Origin of the sequence: Rhizobium sp. 2YAF20 (genome assembly GCF_052114685.1) — a bacterium.
Lineage (GTDB): Bacteria > Pseudomonadota > Alphaproteobacteria > Rhizobiales > Rhizobiaceae > Rhizobium.
This window is the reverse complement of sequence record NZ_JBFRFF010000020.1, coordinates 69,380-91,563: the sequence shown is the minus strand read 5'-3', so window position 1 is coordinate 91,563 and position 22,184 is coordinate 69,380. Positions and strand designations below refer to the sequence as shown.

20 protein-coding genes and 1 pseudogene are annotated in these 22,184 nt (G+C 58.6%); 6 read left to right on the top strand and 15 right to left on the bottom strand.

The features are described from left to right. The first annotated feature begins 113 nt into the window (after positions 1-113). Genes ku (AB4Z52_RS21390) through ligD (AB4Z52_RS21380) form a run of 3 tightly spaced genes read left to right on the top strand, consistent with a single transcriptional unit; the run spans position 114 to position 2,878 of the window. A complete protein-coding gene (gene ku, locus AB4Z52_RS21390; RefSeq protein ID WP_442219923.1) occupies positions 114-1,010 on the top strand; it encodes a non-homologous end joining protein Ku in 897 nt (298 codons plus the stop codon). Positions 1,011-1,025: 15 nt separating this feature from the next. Beyond that, entirely contained in the window at positions 1,026-1,838 is an 813-nt protein-coding gene (gene ku / locus AB4Z52_RS21385; protein WP_442219922.1) for a non-homologous end joining protein Ku, read from the top strand. Continuing rightward, on the top strand, positions 1,835-2,878 hold the full coding sequence (ligD, locus tag AB4Z52_RS21380; protein ID WP_442219921.1) for a non-homologous end-joining DNA ligase: 1,044 nt from the start codon (positions 1,835-1,837) through the stop codon (positions 2,876-2,878). Before ku (AB4Z52_RS21385) ends, ligD (AB4Z52_RS21380) begins: the two co-directional genes overlap by 4 nt. Before the next feature lie 159 nt (positions 2,879-3,037). Here ligD (AB4Z52_RS21380) and AB4Z52_RS21375 read toward each other — a convergent pair whose 3' ends face one another. The 5 genes from AB4Z52_RS21375 to AB4Z52_RS21355 form a co-directional block, all read right to left on the bottom strand. Then, entirely contained in the window at positions 3,038-3,538 is a 501-nt protein-coding gene (locus AB4Z52_RS21375; protein WP_442219941.1) for a DUF4334 domain-containing protein, read from the bottom strand. 51 nt (positions 3,539-3,589) lie between these two features. Then, complete coding sequence (locus AB4Z52_RS21370) at positions 3,590-4,486, bottom strand: hypothetical protein (protein WP_442219920.1); 897 nt, start codon at positions 4,484-4,486, stop codon at positions 3,590-3,592. 27 nt (positions 4,487-4,513) lie between these two features. Then, positions 4,514-7,192, bottom strand: a complete 2,679-nt coding sequence (ligD, locus tag AB4Z52_RS21365) for a DNA ligase D (protein ID WP_442219919.1) — start codon at positions 7,190-7,192, stop codon at positions 4,514-4,516. Positions 7,193-7,261: 69 nt separating this feature from the next. Then, positions 7,262-7,561, bottom strand: coding sequence for a hypothetical protein (locus tag AB4Z52_RS21360; protein WP_442219918.1), 300 nt, complete (start codon positions 7,559-7,561; stop codon positions 7,262-7,264). 380 nt (positions 7,562-7,941) lie between these two features. Continuing rightward, complete coding sequence (locus tag AB4Z52_RS21355; protein WP_442219940.1) at positions 7,942-8,232, bottom strand: hypothetical protein; 291 nt, start codon at positions 8,230-8,232, stop codon at positions 7,942-7,944. Between the two features lie 118 nt (positions 8,233-8,350). Between AB4Z52_RS21355 and AB4Z52_RS21350 the strand changes: the two genes are divergently transcribed. After that, positions 8,351-8,656 (top strand): VOC family protein, encoded by a 306-nt coding sequence (locus tag AB4Z52_RS21350; RefSeq protein WP_442219942.1) that lies wholly within the window; start codon positions 8,351-8,353, stop codon positions 8,654-8,656. Between the two features lie 315 nt (positions 8,657-8,971). After that, on the top strand, positions 8,972-9,169 hold the full coding sequence (locus AB4Z52_RS21345) for a hypothetical protein (RefSeq protein ID WP_442219917.1): 198 nt from the start codon (positions 8,972-8,974) through the stop codon (positions 9,167-9,169). Between the two features lie 153 nt (positions 9,170-9,322). Here AB4Z52_RS21345 and AB4Z52_RS21340 read toward each other — a convergent pair whose 3' ends face one another. After that, a complete protein-coding gene (locus AB4Z52_RS21340; RefSeq protein WP_442219916.1) occupies positions 9,323-9,991 on the bottom strand; it encodes a hypothetical protein in 669 nt (222 codons plus the stop codon). A gap of 500 nt (positions 9,992-10,491) precedes the next feature. Between AB4Z52_RS21340 and AB4Z52_RS21335 the strand changes: the two are divergent. Beyond that, positions 10,492-10,758: pseudogene (locus tag AB4Z52_RS21335) on the top strand (hypothetical protein); the annotation flags it as partial. 67 nt (positions 10,759-10,825) lie between these two features. Here the strand turns inward: AB4Z52_RS21335 and AB4Z52_RS21330 are convergent. The 9 genes from AB4Z52_RS21330 to AB4Z52_RS21290 all read right to left on the bottom strand — a co-directional run bounded on the left by AB4Z52_RS21330 (position 10,826) and on the right by AB4Z52_RS21290 (position 22,175). Then, positions 10,826-12,073, bottom strand: a complete 1,248-nt coding sequence (locus tag AB4Z52_RS21330; RefSeq protein WP_442219915.1) for an SfnB family sulfur acquisition oxidoreductase — start codon at positions 12,071-12,073, stop codon at positions 10,826-10,828. A 65-nt stretch (positions 12,074-12,138) separates the two neighbouring features. After that, on the bottom strand, positions 12,139-12,936 hold the full coding sequence (locus AB4Z52_RS21325) for an ABC transporter ATP-binding protein (protein ID WP_442219914.1): 798 nt from the start codon (positions 12,934-12,936) through the stop codon (positions 12,139-12,141). 84 nt (positions 12,937-13,020) lie between these two features. After that, entirely contained in the window at positions 13,021-14,355 is a 1,335-nt protein-coding gene (locus tag AB4Z52_RS21320) for an ABC transporter substrate-binding protein (protein ID WP_442219913.1), read from the bottom strand. Positions 14,356-14,451: 96 nt separating this feature from the next. Continuing rightward, positions 14,452-15,492 carry a branched-chain amino acid ABC transporter permease gene (locus AB4Z52_RS21315; RefSeq protein ID WP_442219912.1) on the bottom strand — a complete coding sequence of 347 codons (1,041 nt, stop codon included), beginning with the start codon at positions 15,490-15,492 and terminating at the stop codon, positions 14,452-14,454. 3 nt (positions 15,493-15,495) lie between these two features. Continuing rightward, entirely contained in the window at positions 15,496-16,392 is an 897-nt protein-coding gene (locus AB4Z52_RS21310; RefSeq protein WP_442219911.1) for a branched-chain amino acid ABC transporter permease, read from the bottom strand. Next, a complete protein-coding gene (locus AB4Z52_RS21305) occupies positions 16,392-17,306 on the bottom strand; it encodes an ABC transporter ATP-binding protein (RefSeq protein WP_442219910.1) in 915 nt (304 codons plus the stop codon). The genes AB4Z52_RS21310 and AB4Z52_RS21305 overlap by 1 nt, the downstream gene beginning before the upstream one ends. 124 nt (positions 17,307-17,430) lie before the next feature. Next, positions 17,431-18,534, bottom strand: coding sequence for a dimethylsulfone monooxygenase SfnG (sfnG, locus tag AB4Z52_RS21300; RefSeq protein WP_442219909.1), 1,104 nt, complete (start codon positions 18,532-18,534; stop codon positions 17,431-17,433). 21 nt (positions 18,535-18,555) lie between these two features. Further along, a complete protein-coding gene (msuE, locus tag AB4Z52_RS21295) occupies positions 18,556-19,131 on the bottom strand; it encodes an FMN reductase (protein WP_442219908.1) in 576 nt (191 codons plus the stop codon). A gap of 674 nt (positions 19,132-19,805) precedes the next feature. Then, positions 19,806-22,175: a hypothetical protein gene (locus AB4Z52_RS21290; RefSeq protein ID WP_442219907.1), complete on the bottom strand. Its 2,370-nt coding sequence runs from the start codon at positions 22,173-22,175 to the stop codon at positions 19,806-19,808. Positions 22,176-22,184 lie beyond the last annotated feature (9 nt).

Genomic DNA, 22,184 nt, shown 5'->3' with positions numbered 1-22,184 from the left:
ATTGCGGGAAGCGTGCCACCGCTCAGTCATTGAAAAATGATTCGTTTTGCCACGGAACGATTCGCCCGTTGATTCGGTTGAATCGCGTTGGCTGCGTCAGGAGTATAGATGTCATGGTTGGCCCAAGAGCGAATTGGAAAGGCTTCATCAAGTTCGGGGAGGTCTCCTGCCCGGTGGCTCTGTTCACGGCAGCATCGTCTTCCGAGCGCATCGCGTTCAACACCCTCAACCGCAAAACGGGCAACCGGGTCAAACGGGAGTTTGTCGATAGCGAGACCGGCGATCCTGTCGAGCGCGACAACCAGGTCAAAGGCTATGAGATCGAGAACGGCCAGTTCATCGTGTTGGAGCCGGATGAAGTCGCGGCAGCCGTGCCCGAGAGTGACAAGACCCTGAACATCGAAGCCTACATCCCCTGCGCGCAGATCGACACGACCTATTTCGACAAGCCCTACTATTTGGCGCCGGACAAGATGGGGACGGATGCCTTTGTGCTTCTGCGTGACGGCATGAAAAAGGAAAAGGTTGCAGCCATTGCCCGGACCATTCTGTTTCGCAGGATGCGTACCGTTCTCATTCGCGCGCACGGCAAAGGCCTGATCGCCAATACTCTCAACTTCGACTACGAGGTCCGATCGTCTGAGAAGGCGTTCGAAGAAATACCCGACCTCAAGATCGAAGGCGAAATGCTCGAACTTGCGGAGCACATTATCGGCACCAAGAAGGGCAGGTTCGACGCGAGCACGTTTGATGACCGTTATGAGGCTGCCGTTGCCGAACTGGTGAAAGCCAAGATCGAAGGCCGCTCACTGCCGAAGAGGAAGGCACCGGTGGCTTCGAAGCCCAGCGACCTTCTGCAAGCGCTGCGCGAAAGCGCCGGCAGGGGTGCAAAAGAGGCCCAACCCAAACGCACTGCCGCAAACGCCAACAAGGGCGCGGCTCGCCAGAAAGCTGCAAAGCCTGTGGCAAAGTCAAAAGCCGCGTCGGCGCCCACGCGCCGAGCAAGCTGACCGGAGGAGTTCGCCATGGCAATTCGCCCCTACTGGAAAGGCTATCTCAAGCTCTCGTTGGTCACCTGTCCGGTGCAGATGATGCCGGCGACCTCAGAAAACGACAAAGTCCGGTTCCATACCCTCAATCGCGAGACCCAAAACCGTGTCGTCAGCCGCTATGTGGATTCGGTCACCGGCAAAGGAGTAAAGGAAGAGGACGAAGTCAAAGGCTATCAGCGCGGTGAGGACGAATACATCATTCTCGAGGATGACGAACTCGAGAATGTCGCGCTGGACAGCACGAAGACGATCGACATCTCCACCTTTACGCCACGCGACAGCATCGACTGGATCTGGCTGGACTCGCCCTACTACCTGTCCCCGAACGATCCCGTCGGTCAGGAAGCCTTCTCCGTCATCCGTGACGCGATGCAATCGCAGGATATGGTCGGTATCTCCCGGCTGGTCATCACCCGTCGCGAACGCGCCGTCATGCTGGAGCCACGCGGCAAGGGTATTGTTCTTTGGACTTTGCGCTATGGTGACGAGGTCCGGGATGAAGAAACCTATTTCGAGGGTATTGGCGAGACACAAGCCGATTCCGACATGATGCCGCTCATCCAGCAACTGATCAAAAAGCAGACCCAGGACTGGACGCCAAAGATGGTCATCGACCCCGTGCAGGATCGGCTGCTCGATATCATCGACGCGAAAAGGAAATCGCTCAAGAAGCCGTCGAAGAGCGCGAGCAAGGCTCCCGCATCGTCACCGGCACCCAACAATGTTGTCAACATCATGGATGCTTTGCGCAAGTCGGTTGCGACGGAAAATCGGACCGGTAAATGAGCAGACGTGCGAAAGCGCTACTCCAGGACGATCACGTCGCCAAATCTCAACCACGCCGGCGCCGCAATCCGGCACAGCCCAATCTCCCGTTCGATCCCATGCCCGACCGTGTCGAACCATGTCTGGCGCTGCCGAGGACAACAGCGCCCGCGGGGCCAGACTGGGCCTTTGAGGTGAAGTGGGACGGCTATCGGCTCGCGATCCATATCGAGCCGAAGGGGGTCCGCATCATCACGCGCGGCGGCCACGACTGGACCCATCGTTTCCCGACGATTGCAGCCGCAGCCAAGAACCTGGGCGTTGGGACAGCCATTCTGGATGGCGAGGCGGTTGTGCTTGATGACCAGGGGCGATCCGACTTCGGTGCCCTTCAGCGATCGCTGGGAGGGCGGGGCGGCAAGCGGACATCGACGGAATCCCTCCTCTACGCCTTCGACCTTCTCTATTTCGACGGCCACGATCTGACGGGGACAGAGTTCTCAGTGCGACGACACATCCTCGAGGATCTGCTCGATGGCGCCAGCGGCGCGATCCGGCTGTCTGAGGAAATAGGCGGCAATGGTACCAAGCTTCTGAAGAATGCTTGCACCTTCGGGCTGGAAGGTGTCATCGCCAAGCGTCGCGACAGCACCTATCGGTCGGGCCGCACCGGCGACTGGCTGAAGATCAAATGCGTGCGGAGCGAGTGCTTCATGGTCGTCGGCTATGAGCAATCGGCGTCGGCCCGCTCTGGGATCGGCAGCTTGCTCCTTGCCGGGCGAAACGGGGATGAATGGGTCTACGTCGGCTCCGTCGGAACCGGGTTCAACACCAAGGATGCCGAGTACCTGCGCAAGACGCTCGACGGGCTGAAGACAAAACAACCAGTCGTGCATCTCAAGGGCAAGAACCTCGTCTTCGCTCAACCGACGCTGATCGCAGAAATCGAGTTCTGTGGCTGGACCAATGACGGCTATTTGCGCCACGCATCCTATAAGGGCCTGCGCGAGGTTCAGGATAACGCCGCGGTCTTTGATATGGGCGAGCGCGCTTCCCCTTGAAAAAGATAATGAGCTCGACCCTTATAGGGAGCGCCCTATCACACCCGGACAACCGCGCGCATCTGGGTAGCTGTTGCGCATGCGGTCATCAAAACAGGTAGTGGGCAGCAGGTGATAATTGGTTGTCGGAAATTCAAGCGCTGCCCATCCAATCAGCGCTCACGGCTCATCAATCCGATCGAGTTCGAAGAAGTAAATCCGATCGTCTCCCTGGATCGCCATCGCTCCCATGATCCTGCGATCATCCATCCTGCGGAAATGGTCGATAATGGGTTGATCGTCATAGATCATCGCGGCACTCGCCACGCCGTGAAATGACATGGTTTTCAAGGAAGCCACCGGGCCTTTGGCCCGAAGCCCACGCAGAAGATATGAAAACAGGATCCGCGCGGTACGCGTCCTCCCGACCCTGTGGAAACGGAGGGCCAGGCGAAGTGGTATCATTGCCGGGTCGATTGGAATCAGTCGCCGCTTGTCCAAGCGAAACAGCAGCGCGTCCGCGCGCAATTCCGGCGTAAACCGCTTACCGAACCAGCCAAGGTTTTCCAGAACCCCGTCGAAAGGGTGGCCGGACGGGATGCCCCGACCGGCCCATAGCCCGATCATCTCGCGCGGCGCGATCGGCGGCAAGCATCGAAACTCATCTAGCGCTTTCTGCATCTGCGGCCTGCTCAATCCCAACGCTCCTCTGCCCGCAACGTGTGGCACGACCTACGCGGTATCGTCCTGCTTTTCTTGCCTACGCTGTTGGGTTCGACGTTTTGATCTGGCCTTTCGCCGCGCGATCCGCAATTCCTCCAGCGTCGGTAGCCACCAGCCGCGCGCGCGTTCTTCTTCTCCAGTTGGCGTTCGTGCTGGCCATGTCGCCACCAGCTCTTCCAGCGAACCGGGCCGCCACGACACCCAAATATGCTCCTTGCTCTGTCCTGCGGGAAAATAGAACGTGTTGACAGTCACAGGATCTGCCAACTCGCCGTCCGTACCGGTGAAGATAATGACACCCGCATGCGTGCTAATCGCGCGTTCGAACGGCGCGACGTCGTCAGAGGGGACAGGATAACGTTTCCGCCGGCGCTCCCTCAATCCCGCCTTTGATGCCTTCTCTTCATCCGTGCCCTTCAATGCCTCACGGCGCGCTTGCCTCACCTCGGGTTCATTTCGCGCAGCCGCCGCCTCGATCGCTGGCCACCGTCGGCACAGTTCATCGTATGATCGGTAAGGCACAGTCCAGAGCCGGCGATCCGCGTCCCAGCGTGCAAACGGGATTTCTCGAATTTCGTTCACGATGGTACGCGAGTAGGGCGTCCGGACTTGAAAGACCGAAGGCGCTGCTTCGAGATAGCGGCTTTTGATCGGATCGAATTCGAAAGCGTCCCTACCTTTTTCGTCAGCAAAAGCGTCTGCCTCTGCCTCCATCTCGGCGAGCCAGCGTCCGATGCGCCTTTCGGCGGTCCGTCCGGGCACGAACCAGGCATTCAGACGGTCGCTCCACCGTGCGCGTGGGAAAGATTCCCGAAAGCGCTGCACTGTTATGCGATCGTGAGGCAGGTCAGTCGTTGCACCAACACCTAGGTCTGGGGGCACGGTGTCGTTCGGTTCCTTGTCCATAGTGTCTTACCGCACGAATTCGAAATCCTATTCGCTCGCGGCGCGGCCCTCGAACGCTGACGCTGCCCGGCTTGATCTTCCGAGACGCTTGATGGCCTGCTCAAGCGGTCGGTGACCATCGCAATAATCCAGCCACGCCGAGCTTTTCGCAAGCAGCGCTGGGACCGTGCGAACCGTAAATCGCTTCGGGTCTAGGTCAGTCTTTACCTGCGTCCAGGTCAACGGCATCGAAACGGTGGCGCCGGGCCGCGCTCGGGGCGAAAGGGGTGCAACAGCCGTGGCCATGCGATCGTTGCGCAAATAGTCGAGGAAAATACGGCCCTGTCGCTGGTTCTTGGCCATCTTGATCAGGTAAAGATCCGGATTGTCACGGGCCATCTCATGGCAGACATCGTGGGCAAAGGCCTTTGCTATGTCCCAGCTGAGTTTCTTGCCTTTCGGCACGGCAAGAGGCGTGACCACATGCAGTCCCTTGCCACCCGTCGTCTTGCAGAAGCTCACCAGACCCAGCTCCTCCAGCCGGTCGCGGATTTCGCGGGCGGCTTCAACGACGGTCGAGAATGCGACATCTGGACCGGGATCAAGGTCGAACACCAGACGGCCAGGCACCTCAGGCTGACCGGGCTCACAGTTCCACGGATGCAGCTCGACGCCGCCGATCTGGGCGATGGCGGCGAGACCTTCGATGCGGTCGATCTGCAGGTAAGGCTTCTTGTCGCCAAAGACCGTGACCAGCTTTAGAAGGTTCGATGTCCCCGGCATGGCATGGCGCTGGAAGAACTGTTCTCCTCCGATCCCGTCCGGCGTGCGAATGATCGAGCAGGGACGTCCTTTGATGTGGTCGATCAGCCAGGAGCCAACGGCTTCATGATATCGAGCAAGGTCAACCTTCGTTACCGGCTTCCCGTCACCGGCATCCGACCATAGCGGCTTATCGGGACTAGAGATCATCACGCCCATCACCTCTACCTTCCCGCCCTTGCGGGAACGCCTTGGCGCTGGTTTCTCCGTCTCGGGATCGGGCACGTCAGTCTTAGAAGGTGATGCCGGCTTCTCGGCCTCGACCTCTGCCGCGGGCTTGTCTTCCCGTAAACCTTTGAATGCGCCCTGACGCACCCGGCCATCGGCCGTCCAGCCGGCAAACTCGATCTCGGCGACGAGCTCGGGCCTCAGCCAGACGATATCAGCGGTCTTCTTCGGCGCTCCAATTCCGGTGAACGGCGATTTGGAAGTCTCCATCTCCTGTAGCTTGGGCAGAAGTGTCTCGATGGTCTTGGCGCCATAGCCTGTGCCGACGCGGCCGACATAGACAAAGTTGTCACCGTGATTGACGCCAACCAGAAGCGAGCGAAACTTTCCATTGGTCTTCGCATAGGCGCCGATGACAACTTCATGTCCCGCCCTGCATTTCGACTTCGCCCAGGTCTTCGTGCGGCCCGATTGATATGGCGCGTCGCCTTGCTTGGAGACAATCCCCTCCAACGACAAACGACAGGCAGATCTGAGAACGGCGTCGCCACCGCTTTCGAAATGCTCGACGAAACGTAGACGCGGATCTTCGCCGGCGTCCGACAAAACAGCCGCCAGTCTGTCCTTTCGTTCTGTGAGCGAGAGCCCACGCAGATCTTCGTCCCCCGCAAAGAGGAGGTCGAAGGCGAAATACACAAGATCACCTGTCATTCCTTCCGACAACGCCGCCTGCAGCGCTGCAAAATCCGGGGCGCCGTTTTCGTCAAGAGCGCAGATTTCTCCATCGATGATGACATCGGGAAGAGCGGAGGCTGACTTGGCGATAGCCGGGTATTTGGCCGTCCAGTCTAGACCCTTTCGGGTTTTCAGGGTTGCCTCACCATCGTCAACTCGCATCTGGATTCGATAGCCGTCAAACTTGATCTCATGGATCCAGCCGTCAGCAGATGGCGGGCGCGTCAGGGTTTCGCACAGTTGCGGCGGAATGAAATCCGGCATGGTGGATTTCGACCGCTTCGCAGCCGCCGGCTCCTTCTTGTTCGTCACTCCCGCTTTGCGTTCCTCGGCCGCAACACCCTTGTTGCTGTCCCACACCGCATCCGCCTCAACGTCGCCACCTTGCAGCATGAATGGCTTGGGCTTCTTGCCCTTTCCGGATGCAATTGCTTCCATCGTTCTGCCGGAAGCCACCGACGTATCGTTTTCTTCAAGGACGGCCGCTCCGTGCTCCTCGACCGAGAAGTCGTCGTGGTGCTTGATCAATAGCCAGTTCGTCCGTTTACCGCCGTCGCGGTCATTTCGCATACGCACGAGGACGAAACTCCCATGCAGGCGCTGGCCTTCCAGGGTGAACTTGAGGTCTCCCTTTTTCAGAGCCTCTTCCGGCGGCTTGCTGCCCTCCGGTTCCCAATAGCCGCGGTCCCACATCATGACCGTGCCGCCGCCATACTCACCCTTCGGGATGGTGCCTTCGAAATCGCCATAGTCCAGCGGATGATCTTCAACTTGGACGGCCAGCCGCTTGTCATGCGGATCGAGAGAGGGTCCCTTTGTCACCGCCCAGGACTTGAAGACGCCATCGAGTTCCAGCCTGAGATCATAGTGCAGGCGGGTCGCGTCGTGCTTTTGAATAACAAACCGCCGACGGTTCGACGACTTCACTTGAGCTTCGCCGCTCGGTTCGCCCGTTTTCTTGAAATTTCGCTTTGCACGGTATCTCGAAAGATTGTCGACCATGAGCTCCCAACTCCTCCCAATCTGACAAAGAAACGCAGCCGGCTTGCCCCACCGGCTCCCGTTACTGACCTAGCGACCCGATAGGCGGATCGCGCCAGCGTCACCGAGACTGCGTTGAACTGCAGTAATCTGACTGACGGCAATATCCGCCGAGACCACGATGTCGCCTTCAAGGGCTGCGTCTTTACGGGCGCCCTCTTCATGGAAAGTATCGCCGCCCGATGGCACTGAGCCGGCGGTTTTTCGATCCGTAGCGGATTGAATGAAGATGTCGGGCCGTGAGATAACGTGTTGCCGAAGCAGATGGTCGAGCGCAAGGCCGGCTGCCTCGCGAATGGCCCACATCCTGGTGGTACTATCGTCCGCCACTGGACTGTCTCCTGCAGTGTTGTGTCACAGGATTAGAACGCCTTGAGCGGCCAGTAGTTTCGCAACGTAGAAGGATCGGACGATTGAAATTGATGCAATCGCCGCAAAGACTGCTATGTTCCCTCTTTGTTTCTGGTAAGGCTCTCAAAAGGGGGGCGCCAAGTCCGCAGCTTTTCTTTCTGAAGCCACCTGCTGGGCCAGCGAGAGAATTCAATGCAAAATCATAGATGGCCCGAGTGTGCGAAGGATCAATGCCGCGATTACGAAAAGAAATGTGGCTAAGAACGCGATCGCTAAAATCGATTTGGCGTGCTTAGGTCGTGCCCTTCCCTGTGGTCTCTTTGCCATAAGCGTCCATCCGCTTTCCGTTCATTAGCCCATCAGAAGTTTTGCTCAACTATCCGGCGGTCAGTCAGCTTTAGACTTCGGTCGGGCTGAATGATGTAGGTCTCATAGACGTCATCGCCCCACTGATCAGTGAAATGATGCGGTACTTGGCTCCCTATGGGGGCCTTGGTCAGCTTGGTTCGCGGCTGGCCGCCGTAGGTGATGCTACCTGGAATCGGTTGCAACGATGTCGACGTTTGTTCGCAAGCCACCAATAGTATGGCCATAATCGCAATAGCGATACCAACCTTCATCGTTCGATCCTCCGCGTCGGAACTGGCCACTCGGGTGCTAGTTGCCCGTCGCCGACCAAGCTCGCAGTCTATACGAATGTCGCGCCAAATGGTTTCATGGTGGTGATCGGTGCGGTCATCTTTGCCAGCCTCAAGTGGGAGCACCACATTGGCCGTCATTGGAATGGGTCATATTCACTTGGCGATGCCGGTCGGACAAGAGGACATTGCTCGCAGCTTCTACGAGGGGCTGCTTGGCCTGAAGGAAGTCGCAAAGCCACAGCATCTCGCTGCCCTGGGTGGATGCTGGTTCGAGACCAATGGTGTCAGAATTCATTTGGGGGTTGAGGATGATTTTTCGCCCGCAAGCAAGGCCCATCCGGGCCTCGTCGTTAGTGACCTCCCCCCTCGCGACTGTGCTGGATGCAGCCGGGTTTCCGACATCGGCAGACGAACCAGGCCAAGAGTGAGTTGACTATCGAAATCGTCCCCATCTACGCCAATTGTCACTCTGTGACTACGGCAGTTGGATAAAGGCGGTTTCACTCCTCGGGACTTGATCTCGGAGAGCTGAGCGGTGTCGGCCCCAGACTGTTAACTGCTCGACGTACCTAGACTCCTTGATTGGCTGCATACCGCCAACCGTGCTGATTGTGTTGTTGTCAGAACACAGCCGGGACAAGACCTCTCTGAGGTTGGAGCGATTTGACCGGCTAAAGCTTGTACCCGAAGCCCTTTGGGCCAACACTTAACGGGTGAACGGCGCAAACCGAATCACAAGGAGACTAAGATGGTTCGATTGTTTGGCAAAGGCATTGCCGCTTTCCTGTTACTCGTCGGCATGATCCTTATCGCCCTGGTCCCGATAGCGGTGTATCAGGCAGGAGAGCAGTTCCTCTCATTCATCGGCTTTGGTTTGCTATTCGGTCTGCTGTTCACGGCGATTGGTTTGTTTTTCCTTTCGCCCGCGGAAAAGCGTCCAGCTTAGCGCCTAGCATGGACTCGGGCGATTCCGGCATATTCGACTTCAACCGTTCTTAAAGTCGCTCCTCATGTAGGCGCGCTGACTGGACGTTGCCGCTGCTCGTTCTCATTGCGTTGACCTACGGGATCACCGAGACGACCGAACATCCTTGTGGGACTAGCGGGCAGTTTTAGCCCGGCTCGGGCTGAGGCGGTCGGTCTTTACAGGCCAAAGGGCCTCGTACTCCACATACGTCAAAGAGGCCCCAGCTGATCGTTGATCCTGCCGGTTGGTAAACCCGGTGTGTATCAGTTCGTATCCCCATTCCGAAACACCGGCACACTCCTTGCCTGTATCGGCGAAATCATCCACCTCACTAAAGAGCCCCAACTCGATTAGCGTGCGTACAACCCTGTCTGAGAACGGTCCCGGGAACGTCTTGTGTTTCAGCGAAAGCCATCTACCCCCAACTCTTGGAGAGCTGCTATCAGCAGTAGCTGGTTCATGGAAATGAAAGAGCAGGTCCTCAAGCGTGTGGGGCCTTCCTGCGATCACAAGTCTCAGGACCTCGATGACTTTGCGAGCGAGGGCCGGAATATCCGAGTCCGTCAGCCTCATGCTGCTCTTGGAATGCAGCGTAAATTCAGGATTGTTCCTTGCCGCGAGCAGACCGGCTTCAAAGGCTTTCTCTAGCATCCGGCAGATCGTCATCTGTTGGTCTTCCAGCCATCCCTCTCGATCATCCCTGGCGAATAAACGTCCGGCCTCCTGAAAAGCTGCCTTCCTTCGATCCTTATCATTCATTTCCGTTTGCGAAAATGCGATGCCTCGTATCATGCCTACCATGGGTCCTCCCGTAAGCTTGGACGATCATTCTTTGACCCATCTACTCCTTGAGCCGAATCAGTGAACCAGAGGAGTGTAGCCTCAGAGGGGGGATCGACCAAATTCGGGAGGGGCGGCAATGGAAATGTCGAGCCCGTTACCCTCTTGAAAATGGAATCGAACTCGACGTCTATGGCGAGATCAATTCGGTATTCACCTCATGACCGAGACCAGGAGACGAGCCGTTGAGCCGCTTCTTTACTGGCAGGGCGGATACCGGCATCTGAGGTCAACCAAGGCATAATCTGTCAATCCGCAGCGAACACTGACCCCGGCGGATTTTGCATTAAGTATATGATAATGCTGATTGATTGACAGTGTCGTCTGGTCATCATCAGCACCGGTTTCCCCACCCCGGCTTTCCAAAACTGTTGCGAAAAATCAGTCCGTTGCACTCCTCAAGCGAGTGGGTCGTGTTCGCTTCGGATTGACATGACAGATGATCTTCATCAACCCCGGGTGCGACGTCGGGTGGCCGCGTGGACGTTATCGGCGAAAATAACGACGGCGTGGAGAGGAAAGCCGCGGACGTCTCCTACGACGTACCGCGCGGTAGCATCGCCGGCCACTATCTGGAGCTGAACGTTCTGGCACCGCTCTTCAGCGCCGGTGAAGAAAGCGATACCCCTACATCGAAGTCGATCATGTTTTCTATCGGATCCGTGAGGCAGCGTGAGCGCCGCCGCGTCCGGCCGGGGGATTTTCTTGGATCTGGTCGAACGAATTGATGATACCGCGATGCGACCCACAGCGTTGCACCCGCGCCCGTGATTTCGGGCGCGGGCATTCGATGCTTTAGCTCCAGGCGTGAAGTGGTGGCTTTTCGCCATTGAGAAAGTACTTGCCGAGAATGGCATATTTCCACCGGACCGGATCGTGAAGCGTGTGGGTTCGCGCATTGCGCCAATGGCGGTCGAGCCCATGTTCTGCAAGGGTGGAACGGGTGCCGGCGAGCTCGAATAATTTGTTGGTCGCGGCGATGGCGATTTCCGTCGACAGGATCTTGGCTTCGGCGGTGACAATCTGTGCTTCGGCCACAGTTTCCGCCGTTGGGCCGGCAACTGCGCGGTCTATGGCATATCCTGCCTTTTCCAATAGCGCCTGCGCCGCGTGCAGACGCAGCGTCAGATCACCGATCGCCTGGATGGTATAGGGATCATCCCACGCATTTTCGACGCCACTGTCGACCCAGGCGCGGCTCTTAGTGCGGACAAAATTCACCGTTTCGTCTATGGCCGCCTGAGCAATGCCCGTGTCGACTGCGACCTGGATGATCTGGAAGATGGCGCCGTCGGCGGTCGGCACCTCATAGCCTTTGTAACCGGGCACCAGATGTGTCTTGGGAACCTTCACATTGTCGAGCAGCACCGTCCCGGACAATGTCGTACGCTGGCCGAACGACGACCAGTCATCGATGACAGTGAGGCCTGGCGCATCGCGCTCGGCAATCGCGTACCAGGCGCGACCCTGGTCATCGAGTGCCACGATCGGCACCAGATGGGCCAGCAACGCACCGGACGAATAGAATTTCTGCCCGCTGACGATGACGTGATCGCCACGATCGGTAAACCGGGTTTCAAAGTCTACCGCGCGTTTTGACCCATATTCCGAAAATGCGTTGCCAAAGCGAGTGCCCTTGAGCACTTCGCCAAACAGCAGTCTTTGCTGATCCTCGTCAGAGACGGTGCGTATGGCCGCGACGACGCCGAGGTGGTTCTGCGCGATCTGTCCGATCGAAGGGTCGGCAGCCGAGATGATTTCGATCACCTTGGCAAGCGTCACATAGGATAGGTCAGGGCCACCAAACGCCTTCGGAACGTTGATCGACCACAATCCGCTTTGGGAAAAGGCATCCAGCTCGGCGACAGGCCAGATGCGCTCCCTGTCCCGGCGGGCGGAGCCCTGGACGAACTCGGCGGCCAGCGTCTTGGCTATGGTGATTGCCTCCGCGTCATCCTTGATGATGTGTGCCGCTGCAGTTGGACGCGGAAATGCCGGCACCGCCTTTACGGCATTGTCGGTGTTGACGGGCGATAGGGTCATTGGGCGTCTCCTTGTTGTGTTGATCGCTTGGGTCGATATTTGGGTTGATGGCTGGCCGATGGTCTTCAGACAGCCGCTGCAGGTTGGGCCGGAACGCCGGGCGCGCCGGGAATGATCTTTTGTCCGAGATAGAAAGTTTTCACATCGTCTCGTTCGCCAAGCTCAGCCGCCTGACCGGACAGAACAGTGACGCCGTTCTCCAGGATTGTTGCGCGATCGGCGTATTTCAGGGCGATGGCGGAGTTCTGTTCGGCGACCAGGATCGACAGACCGGTCTCCCGGTTGAGCCTGCGTAGCGTCTTGAAGATGTTTTGCACCACCAGGGGCGCAAGCCCCATCGACGGCTCGTCGAGCACAAGCAGGCGTGGACGGGCCATCAGCGCCCGGCCAATCGCCGTCATCTGCTGTTCGCCGCCCGATGTCAGACCCGCAAGCGCCCGACGCTTTTCCTTAAGGTGGGGAAAATACGCGTAGACCTTGTCCAGGTCCTCGGCAAGTTCCGCTCTGCTGCTGCCTCGGCCGAGCCCTCCGGACACCAGGTTTTCCTCCACCGACAGGCTAGGGAAGCAATGCCTTCCCTCGAGCACCTGCACCAGCCCGCCGCGCACGAGATCGGAGGGCGAAGACTTTCTGACGTCAGCGCCTTGAAACAGGATACTGCCGGCGGTGATCTGTCCGCGCTGGGCCGGTAGCAAGTTTGAAATCGCCTTCAATGTCGTCGATTTGCCGGCGCCATTTGCTCCCAGCAGCGCAACGATCTCGCCACGTTTGAGCACAAGACTGACGCCGTGCAGCGCCGAAACCGCATGATTGTAAGTCGCCTTCAGATCCGTAACAGCGAGAATGACGTCATCGTTGCTCATGGTATTTCCCACCGGGTTTGAGGATGGCGGCTGTCAAAAGAGCCGGACGGGGAGCCCGCCCGGCAGAAGTGCAGGCCACAGCGACTAGTTCGTCGCGTTCTGAGACTCCGCAGCCGTTCGCAAGGTGATCCCCTTTTCCTTGGCATAGGCTTCCGACGATTTCTCGATGATGGGTCGCAGCAACGCCCAATCCGGCGCGATCCAGTCGGAGACCACGTTCCACTTCTTGCCGTCCCATTGCTGGAAGGTGACGTAGCCATTGCCCTCATGATTGTCCCAGGTCACGTCGATCGAGTGGAACAGATCCTTGGCGCCCAATGCCTCGACGCGGGCCGGGTCAAGCTGCAGATGCTCGAAGCCCCAGCGCACCTCGTCTCCAGTCAGTGTGCGGTTGCCGAATTTTGCCTGGGCAATCCGGATGGCTTCGACATTTAGGATGCCGTTGACGATACCGAGGTTGTGATAGACGGAGCCGATGCGGCCCTTGTCCTGGAGGTTGCCCTTGCCGTTGTCGTAGAGGGTTTTGACAATCTCCTTGACGACGGGATATTCGGCGCCGGAGGCCTGCGTGGTGATCGCAGTGTAGCCCTTGGCGGCGTCACCAGCCGGGATGACGTCCTCTTCCGAGTTCGACCAGACGTTGCCGACAATGTGGTCAACCGGGAAGCCGACCTTTGCTGCGGTCTTCAGCGCGACAGGGTTCATCACGCCCCAACCGCGGAGCACGACATAGTCCGGCTTTGCGCGGCGTATCGTCAGCCACTGCGACTGTTGCTCGTTGCCGGGATGAGGCACCTCGATCTGTTGCAGATCGAAGCCGAACCTCTTTGCAAGCAGCTCATAGATCGGGATGGTTTCCTTGCCATAGGGCGAGCCATGATAGAGCACGACGATTTTCTTGCCCTTGAGGTTCTCAGCCCCGCCGAGTTTGGATGCGATGTAGTTCACGATGCCGGAGCTCTCGCTGTACGGGTTGAGCAGCAAAGGGAAGACATAAGGGAAAACGCGGCCGTCGGTGGAATCGGTGCGACCGTGGTTGATGGTGATGAGCGGGACCTTGTCCTTCGTCACGCGGTCGATCATCGCATAGGCGATACCGACGGAAAGAGGGTTCCAGGCCGCCGCGTTCGGGTGGCTTTTCTGGCGTTCATAGCATTCGACGCCGCGCTCGACCTCGTACTGGGTCTCGCACTCGTCCCACGTCAGTTTGACGCCGTTCACGCCGCCGTCGCGCGTGTTGATGAGATTGAGATAATCGATGAAGCCTCCGAAAAATCCGGTTCCGCCGGCCGCATAAGGACCAACCCGGTAGCTCTGCAGAGGAAAATACTGCTCGTCGGCATGGGCGGCCGGGAGCCCCATCACCATTGCGATGCCTGTCGCCATCGCTGCCAGTTTGAGTTTGCTGAAGATCGTCATTTTGGACACACCCCTGGAATGGACCGGTGAGGCACCGATCTTTGGTTGAGTTTGAAAGTTGAGTTCGTTTTGTGCGGATGCCGGTGGAGCCGGCAGTCACGATCGTCTGAAGACTGCGCCGATACGCGCTCGGCTCCTGTCACCTAGCGCCACCAGGCCATCCGGCTCGAGGATGAGGAACAGGATAATCAGAGCGCCAAGGATGACGCGCTGGCTCATGTCGAGCACACCTGAATCAAAGATATCGCCGAGCAGGAAGGATCCTATCCGCGATAGGATCAGCGGAAAGACGACGATCAATGCGGCTCCATAGAACGCGCCGCGGATCGAAGCCAAGCCTCCGATGATGATGATGAAGAGGATTTGAAATGAACGGTCGAGATCGAAGCCGGCCGGCTCGACGGTTCTCAGATAAGTAAAGGCCCAAAGCACGCCGGCAATGCCGATGATGAACGACGAGATCGAAAAGGCGAGCAGCTTCGTCTTCAGGACCGGAACACCGATGATCCGGGCGGCGGTCTCGTTATCGCGCACGGCGATGAAGTTTCGCCCGGTCTGCGAACCGACCAGCCGAAGCGTAAGAGAGGTCACGACAACGACGACTGTCAGAGCAAAGAGATATCGGCCGATGGGGCCGTTGAACGAAACGCCGGCGATCGACAGGGCCGGCGCGTCGATAACACCGGAGGCGGAATCGTTTGAGAACCAGCTGAATTTCGTCAGGGCCCACTGCACGAAAAATTGCGCTGCAAGGGTCGATACCGCCAGATAGAAGCCCTTGAGCCGGAGGCTCGGAAGGCCGAAGACGATACCGATGAGAGCGGCAGCCGAACCGGCAAGCAGGATCGTGACGATCAGCGGCAGGCCGACAATCCGTAGATTGAAATTATAGGCGGCGAAGGCGCCGACGGCCATGAATGCGGCACTTCCGAGCGACACCTGTCCGGCATATCCGGTGAGAATATTCAGCCCCAGGGCGGCAAGGCTCAGTGCCAGGAACGGCAGGAGGATGGCCTCGAACAGATAGTTGGTTCCGATGAATGGCACGCCCAGATAGGCGACTGCGAGCAGGATTGCCGGTGCGATCCAGTTCGGAAGGCGCTGAAGCGTCGGGAGATTGGCTGCAATTGCGGACATGGCTCAGACCCTCTCCACAAGCTTCTGGCCGAAGAGGCCGGAGGGACGAATGAGGAGAAACGCCAGCGCAATGACATAGGCGAACCAGCTTTCGATGCCGCCGCCGAAATATTCGCCCACATAAACCTCGGCAAGCTTCTCCGCAGCCCCGATCAGCAGGCCGCCGAAGATCGCGCCAGGGATCGAGTCGAAGCCACCGAGAACCAGCACGGGCAAGGCTTTTAGCACGACCAGCGATAACGAGAATTGCACGCCGAGCCGAGCGCCCCAGAGCAGACCGGCAACAAGTGCGATCAGACCGGCGGTGGCCCAGACCGTCGCCCAGATCCACGGCAGCTTCAAGCCGACGGCCAAGGCTGCGAACTGATCATCAGCAACCGCCCGGAACGCAAGACCGATCCGGGTGTAGCGGAAGAAGAGAGAAAGCGCGACGACCATGCCTGCAGCGACGACGGCTGCGAAAATATCGAATTGGCTGATCAGCACACCGCCCAGTTCGAATGGAACATCCTCGATGCCAAGGTCGAGACCGTGGACCTGCGTGCCCCAGATCAGCTGTGCGGCGCCTTCAAGGATATAGGACAACCCAAGCGTCGCCATGAAGAGGGTAATCGGCGGCTTGTTCGTGAGCGGCCGCAGGACAACGCGTTCGATCGCTATGCCGATCAGCACCATGATCGCGAAGGTCACGGCGAAAGCCAGCCAAAAGGGAAGCCCGCGCTCGACCAGACTGACGAAGGTCAACGCCGCGAAAAGCAGCATCGCGCCCTGCGCAAAGTTCAAGACGCCCGATGTTTTGTAGATCAGCACGAAGCCGATCGCGACGAGTGAATACATCACGCCCGACAACAGACCGCCGATCAGGACCTCCAGAAAGAATTGCCAGTCGAAATCGCCCATCAAATCCCCTCCCCCTCTTCATTTTCGGGGGCGACGCCGAGATAGGCATCGATGACGCGCTGGTTGGATCGGACATCATCCGGCGTCCCGTCGGCGATCTTGCGCCCGTAGTCGAGCACAGCGATGCGATCGGACAGTTCCATGACGACGCCGATGTCATGCTCAATCAAAATGACGCTTGACCCGTATTCGTCGCGTGCGGCGCGAACGAAGCCGGACATCTCGCCCTTTTCCGTTGCCGTCATCCCGGCCATCGGCTCGTCCAGAAGCAGTATAGCCGGCTCGGCAACCAATGCCCGGGCAAGCTCGACGCGTTTCTGCAGCCCGTAGGGCAGGGTTGCAACCAAACGATCGCGAAGATCCGACAGCTGGAGAAATTCGAGGATCCGCAAGGCCCTTTCCTGGCCGTCACTTTCCTCGCGACGCGCGCGGCCAAGGCCGAGGATCTGCTCCACGAAGCCGGAGCGGGTAGCATAGGCCCGACCGGAGGTGACGTTGTCCAAAACGCTCAATCCCTTGAAGAGAGCAAGGTTTTGAAAGGTCCTGGCGACGCCGAGTTGCGCCAGTTTCTGCGTTGGGACCTGGCGATAGGCCACTCCGCCAATATCGACATGGCCACGATCGGCGCGGTAGACGCCGCTGATCACATTGAGCAACGAGCTCTTGCCGGCCCCGTTCGGGCCGATGATGGCGCGTATTTCTGCGGGCTGGACCGACAGATCAATGTCCGTCAGCGCTGCAACGCCTCCGAAAGAGAGGCTGATACCATGCAGCTCAAGCCTTCTTCTCTCATGCTCTCCGGCAACCGGGCCAGCCGGTGGCGGAGCCACCTCGATACGCCTGGCAAGCTCGAAGCCATCAGGCGGAAGCGAGGATGCTATGCGCTCGTCCAGTGCGTAAGTCGTTGCATGCATTTGGTGTTCTTCCGTTGATGTACCTGGCCCGGCAGCAAGGCGCACAAGATCGTTCGCGGATCGGTTCTGATCCGCGTTCTCCCGGACCCGCCAGCCGGCGAGCCCATTGACATGTCAGCGTCGGTTATTCGGCGGCAATCGCCTGGGCGCTGGCCGCTTGTTCCAGCTCACGCACCAGGGGAATGACGTGCTTGCCGAAATATTCGACTTCTTCCTGGAAATGGAGGAAGCCAAGAAGGATCAGGTCGGCACCGGCCCGTTTCAGATTGACGATACGCTCCGCCACCTGCTGCGGCGTTCCGATCAGGTTGGAGCGGAACCCGTCATTATATTGGACAAGATCTTCGAACGACGATTTCGCCCAGTTGCCCTCACCTTCGGGAGAAGCCTTGCCGGCGTTCTTGACCTCATGGCCGAATGCATTCACCGCTTCGGGGTTTGCCTTTTCGATGATTTCAGCAAGAACGGCCTTGGCCTCTTCTTCCGTTTCTCGAACGATCGCGAAGGCGTTCACCCCGACACGCACCGAATGCCCGTTGGCCCCAGCTTTCCCCTGGATGTCGTCGACCTGTTTGCGGATTTCCTCCGGCGTGTTGCCGTTGGTGAAATACCAATCCGACACCCGGGACGCCATGTCGCGCGCCGCGCGCGACGACCCGCCCTGGAAGATCTCAGGCTGCGGATCGATCGGCTTCGGCTTCAGTGAATAGTCGCTGAAGCGATAGAAGTCGCCTCGGAAGGTGAAGTTGTCTTCGGTCCATATTCCACGAAGCGCTCGGATGAACTCCTCGGAACGACGGTAGCGCTCGTCATGATCGAGCCAATGTTCGCCAATCGCATGGAATTCGCCACGGAACCAACCGCTGACCACGTTGACGGCGACGCGACCGTTGGTCAGATGATTGATTGTTGCGATCTGCTTGGCAGCCAGCGCCGGGTTCCACGGGCCAGGCAACAATGCCGCGATGACTTTCAGCGTCGTTGTGGATTCAAGCAGCGCGTGGCTGAACGCAACCGACTCATGCTGGAATTCGGCCCCGTATCCTGCCGTGAAACGGATCTGGCTCAACGCATATTCGAATCCGCTTGCCTCGGCGATCTGGGCGAGCTTGCGATTGTACTCGATCGTCCAGCTTGTCCGCTGCTCGATATTCGAAATCACCAGACCGCCCGAAACATTGGGCACCCAGTAGGCGAATTTTACCGGGTCTCTGTCGATATGCGGCATTGTCGTCTCCCTTTTCAATATCTATGCGCGCTGCTTGAGGCGCGCCGGCTCTGCGCTCGAGCCGATGGACCTAAGCAGCGGTGTGATGGATGCGAGTTCGGCCAGCGCCCGGTCTACCCGGTCGGACACCGCGTCGCTTGCCAACTCGTGGCCAATGAAATCACTCTCGGTCGCGTAGATCGCCGTCGGAACTGTGATCGTGTTGAAGAACCCGAAGAGCGGCCGAAATTGATGCTCTGTCATCAGGCCGTGCAATGGTGTCCCGCCGGTCGCAACAAGAAGGACACGCTTTCCCGCCAATGCCCGATAGTCGACGAGGTCGAAGAGATGCTTCAAGGCGCCGCTGTACGACGCCCGGTACACTGGAGAGCCAACCACCAGGATATCCGCGCCCTCAACGGCGTCGACAATGGCTCGTCCGGCCGCGTCAAGCTGATCGGCACGCAATGCCTTGAATAGAACCGGAGCCGCATCGACCAATTCGATGAAATCCGTCTCCACGTCAAAGCGCTCGCTGAGCCGTTTCACAAGCACTGATACGAGCGCAGCGGTTCGCGACGGGCGCTTGACGTTGCCAGATAGGGCAAGAACTTTCATGATTGGGCAAATCCAATTTCATTTTGTGACATTAACCTATAGATTTAATGAACTTCTGAAAACAAAACTGTCCTAATGTTTGGCCTTTCCGGAGTTTCGTAACCGATGGTTTTACGATTAGTCTGGGAAAAATAATTCGACGGCCACGAAAACGCCAAGTTGGGCCGGTGCGGGACGCGACGATTTTTTGGCCTGGCCGTCTGGCGATGACTAGCGAATTCTGCAATCGAAGCTCGCTCGTAACATCTTACGTGGAACACTGCGCTTTCAGAACAGGGGCCTCTTCCAAGAGCGGTTGGCGCTCGAGGCGGAGATTATTGATCGTTCCCATGTTGGACGCGTAGAATGAGGCATGGAGAGCGTCCTAGTCGCGACGTTGGAGGCCTTGACGAAAGCCTTGTCCGTCAATGTTTCGCCGCTTTTGCAGAAATTGGCCGGACCGATACGCGGCCTCTGTCACTCCGCTCCTGCCGGAAACAAAGGCATCAGGACCAACAGCGTCCCAGACGAGACCTTATGCGATCCTTTCAACACAGACCGGGAACATGCCGCACAGACGAGTGGGGTTTAAATTCTATTTTCGAACATCCAAGAGCTGCAGGTTTTCCATTCGAGGACGTGAGGTTCTCTATGAGAATGTCATAGTCGGAGACAGGTCGCGCAACCCATATTGCTTACACCGTGAGAAACAGCGGAGAGCTCCATACCCGGGATTGATCCCGCTGACGCGCGGTCAAGAACAGCGGATGTTCACGGCCCGGTTTCAATGCCAACGATGCGAGGTCGATCGCCCCCGAAACGTCCCGCGGCAGGTTGACATCGGCGATGCGCTCGACTGAAAGCTGCAGCTCGATGCCTGGAATGTCGAGGTTGATATGACCGTTGGCGGCTAACTCTTCGCCGGTCATCACAAGCTGCACAGAGGGCGCGTGGATGTGCGGCGGCGGTTGCAACGGATCGCCGACCTTTGGATAGCCCGTAATGTTGGCGCGAACCTCTATCCGAGCACCGGCCAGCTGCGACAAGGTCAGTTCCACGCCGTCGATATCGCCGTGCGTGGCGGTGCGAAAGCCGAGGATCGTCGGGCCGGTGCGCCAGACGCCTTGTTCCGGATGGTCGAAGCCGACGCCCTGTGCATTAAGTACCGTCGCTCCGAGGATAGAAATCTCGCCGTTCCAATAGGCGGCACGATAGCGATCCTTGATACGGGCGCCGCCGAAGCGGATGCGTACACGGCGATCGGAGAAGCCTGCCTCTTCATGGAGATTGCGATGCCAGATGCAGTGATCGGCATCGTAGAGGCTGATCTCCTCCCATCCATGCTCACCAAGCAGGCGATACGCGAGAGGCATGGACATATCCGCGGACGCGACATCTCCCATCCAGGCCTCGCTGTGGCGAAGGCTGACGAAACTGCGTTCGCCTGTTGTGGCGAAGGTGCGGCGGGTGCGCAGTGCCTTGCCAACCGTTTCCCGATCCAGCGCTTCGGCAAACACGCCGGTCAGGCCGCCGCGGGAGCCGAAGACGGCGGTCGCAGGAGCGCCGCCGCCGCAGCGGCCCTGATGCTCATCGCTGGCGGCCGAGGCGCCCAGGCGATAACCGCGGCTCAAGGCGTCAATGTAGTTCCAGTGAAACTGCCCCCAGGCCGAACTGACTTCGGTCAGTCGCTCAAGCTCCGGATGATGCCAGTCGAAGATGCAGCGGCGACCGCCGACATGGGGGATCATCAAGTGTCCGTCGGGGTCGTCTGCATAGGCGGCCCACAGATCGTTGACCGGCCAAACACCGGGTTTGATCGTCCCGGCCGTGAATTCGTTCCATTCGAAAGAGCGAACGGATTTGCCTTGCTCGTCGAAGGGAAAGCGCGGCTTTCCGTCACGCAGGAAGACGACATTGCGATCGCCGCCGGCAGCCGAATTGCCGCACCATTCCGTGCCGGGATAGCAGACGAAGCGGCCGGGCTCGTTGAGTTTGGCGATGAGGCCGACGGCCTCGTTCCATTTCGCTTCGGTGATGTTGAAATCGTTGACGGTATAGCCGACAACATCGAGCCCGGCCACATCGCGGCCGTAGCTCAAGTTGTAGTAGGTGTCGTTGGTCCCGACCGTATCTTCGGAATGGACATGCAGATCGGCATAGAGCGGCCTAAGCCCGCTGTCGAGCGGTTCCATCTGCAAGAACGCTATGCCGGGATTTGCAGCAATGCCGTCGAGCGTCGCCTGCAAACGCCATTCGCCATCCCCTGCGAGCTCAATGCCGGACAGTCGCGCAACGGTCCAGCCTTCAGCAGCAAATTTCAAGGCTTCGTGTCGGACCGTGCCAGCGGGTGCCGTCAAGGTCAGATTGCCGTCAACGCTCAAGTCGCGGCAGGTATTTCCCCAGATGTCGTCGACGCGGACGATAGCATCCAATACGGCCGCCGTATCGATCAGGCGCGGGGCGATCACTTTCAGTGCATGTGGCGCACCGGGCACGATGTCAATAACGCAATCCCTGGGCACTTCGGCGAATTTCGAGCTGCCGAGCGGGTCGATGAACATGCGGAAGCGGAAATTCTTCTCGACGAAGGTCTGGACGCGCGTGCCGGCGCCACCCTGCCGTCGATCGCCGAGCCGAATGACAATGCGGTCGCCGGCGTTGAGATAGCCATCGACGATATCGATGATCACGGCCTTCTGAAATGGCCGCTCATGTCCCTTCTGATCGAAGCGGACCTTCAGCGCCTGAACGGTCGACGGGCTCTGACCCGGAAGCAGAGGGGCAGCGTGATACTCGGCGGAGACATAGTTTGCACCGGCAGGGTCGGAGGTCTGGAACAGGGCCCAGTCGGAATAGAACTTGAAAGCGAGTTTCAGCCACGCGCCATCGGCAAGGCCGACTGCACCCACTTCGTAGACGAGGGTCAGTTCGGTCCATTCGCCGGCAACCAGCGTCTTGCGATCGCAGCTGATTCCGCCAAGAAAGTGCAAGGACTTCATGTATTCGTCCAGGCCGAGCGGCGAGACGATGTTTCCCAAGGCGGCTTTTGCATCGGATATTGTCATCACTGGGAG

Bases quoted from the DNA above. Each gene is read 5' to 3' on its own strand.
- msuE (WP_442219908.1), bottom strand. From the start codon at position 19,131: ATGAAAGTTCTTGCCCTATCTGGCAACGTCAAGCGCCCGTCGCGAACC.
- AB4Z52_RS21370 (WP_442219920.1), bottom strand. From the start codon at position 4,486: ATGGACAAGGAACCGAACGACACCGTGCCCCCAGACCTAGGTGTTGGT.
- AB4Z52_RS21325 (WP_442219914.1), bottom strand. From the start codon at position 12,936: ATGAGCAACGATGACGTCATTCTCGCTGTTACGGATCTGAAGGCGACT.
- AB4Z52_RS21315 (WP_442219912.1), bottom strand. From the start codon at position 15,492: ATGTCCGCAATTGCAGCCAATCTCCCGACGCTTCAGCGCCTTCCGAAC.
- AB4Z52_RS21330 (WP_442219915.1), bottom strand. From the start codon at position 12,073: ATGACCCTATCGCCCGTCAACACCGACAATGCCGTAAAGGCGGTGCCG.
- AB4Z52_RS21345 (WP_442219917.1), top strand. From the start codon at position 8,972: ATGGTTCGATTGTTTGGCAAAGGCATTGCCGCTTTCCTGTTACTCGTC.
- AB4Z52_RS21305 (WP_442219910.1), bottom strand. From the start codon at position 17,306: ATGCATGCAACGACTTACGCACTGGACGAGCGCATAGCATCCTCGCTT.
- AB4Z52_RS21340 (WP_442219916.1), bottom strand. From the start codon at position 9,991: ATGGTAGGCATGATACGAGGCATCGCATTTTCGCAAACGGAAATGAAT.
- AB4Z52_RS21290 (WP_442219907.1), bottom strand. From the start codon at position 22,175: ATGACAATATCCGATGCAAAAGCCGCCTTGGGAAACATCGTCTCGCCG.
- ku (WP_442219922.1), top strand. From the start codon at position 1,026: ATGGCAATTCGCCCCTACTGGAAAGGCTATCTCAAGCTCTCGTTGGTC.
- ligD (WP_442219921.1), top strand. From the start codon at position 1,835: ATGAGCAGACGTGCGAAAGCGCTACTCCAGGACGATCACGTCGCCAAA.
- ligD (WP_442219919.1), bottom strand. From the start codon at position 7,192: ATGGTCGACAATCTTTCGAGATACCGTGCAAAGCGAAATTTCAAGAAA.
- AB4Z52_RS21320 (WP_442219913.1), bottom strand. From the start codon at position 14,355: ATGACGATCTTCAGCAAACTCAAACTGGCAGCGATGGCGACAGGCATC.
- sfnG (WP_442219909.1), bottom strand. From the start codon at position 18,534: ATGCCGCATATCGACAGAGACCCGGTAAAATTCGCCTACTGGGTGCCC.
- AB4Z52_RS21375 (WP_442219941.1), bottom strand. From the start codon at position 3,538: ATGCAGAAAGCGCTAGATGAGTTTCGATGCTTGCCGCCGATCGCGCCG.
- ku (WP_442219923.1), top strand. From the start codon at position 114: ATGGTTGGCCCAAGAGCGAATTGGAAAGGCTTCATCAAGTTCGGGGAG.
- AB4Z52_RS21310 (WP_442219911.1), bottom strand. From the start codon at position 16,392: ATGGGCGATTTCGACTGGCAATTCTTTCTGGAGGTCCTGATCGGCGGT.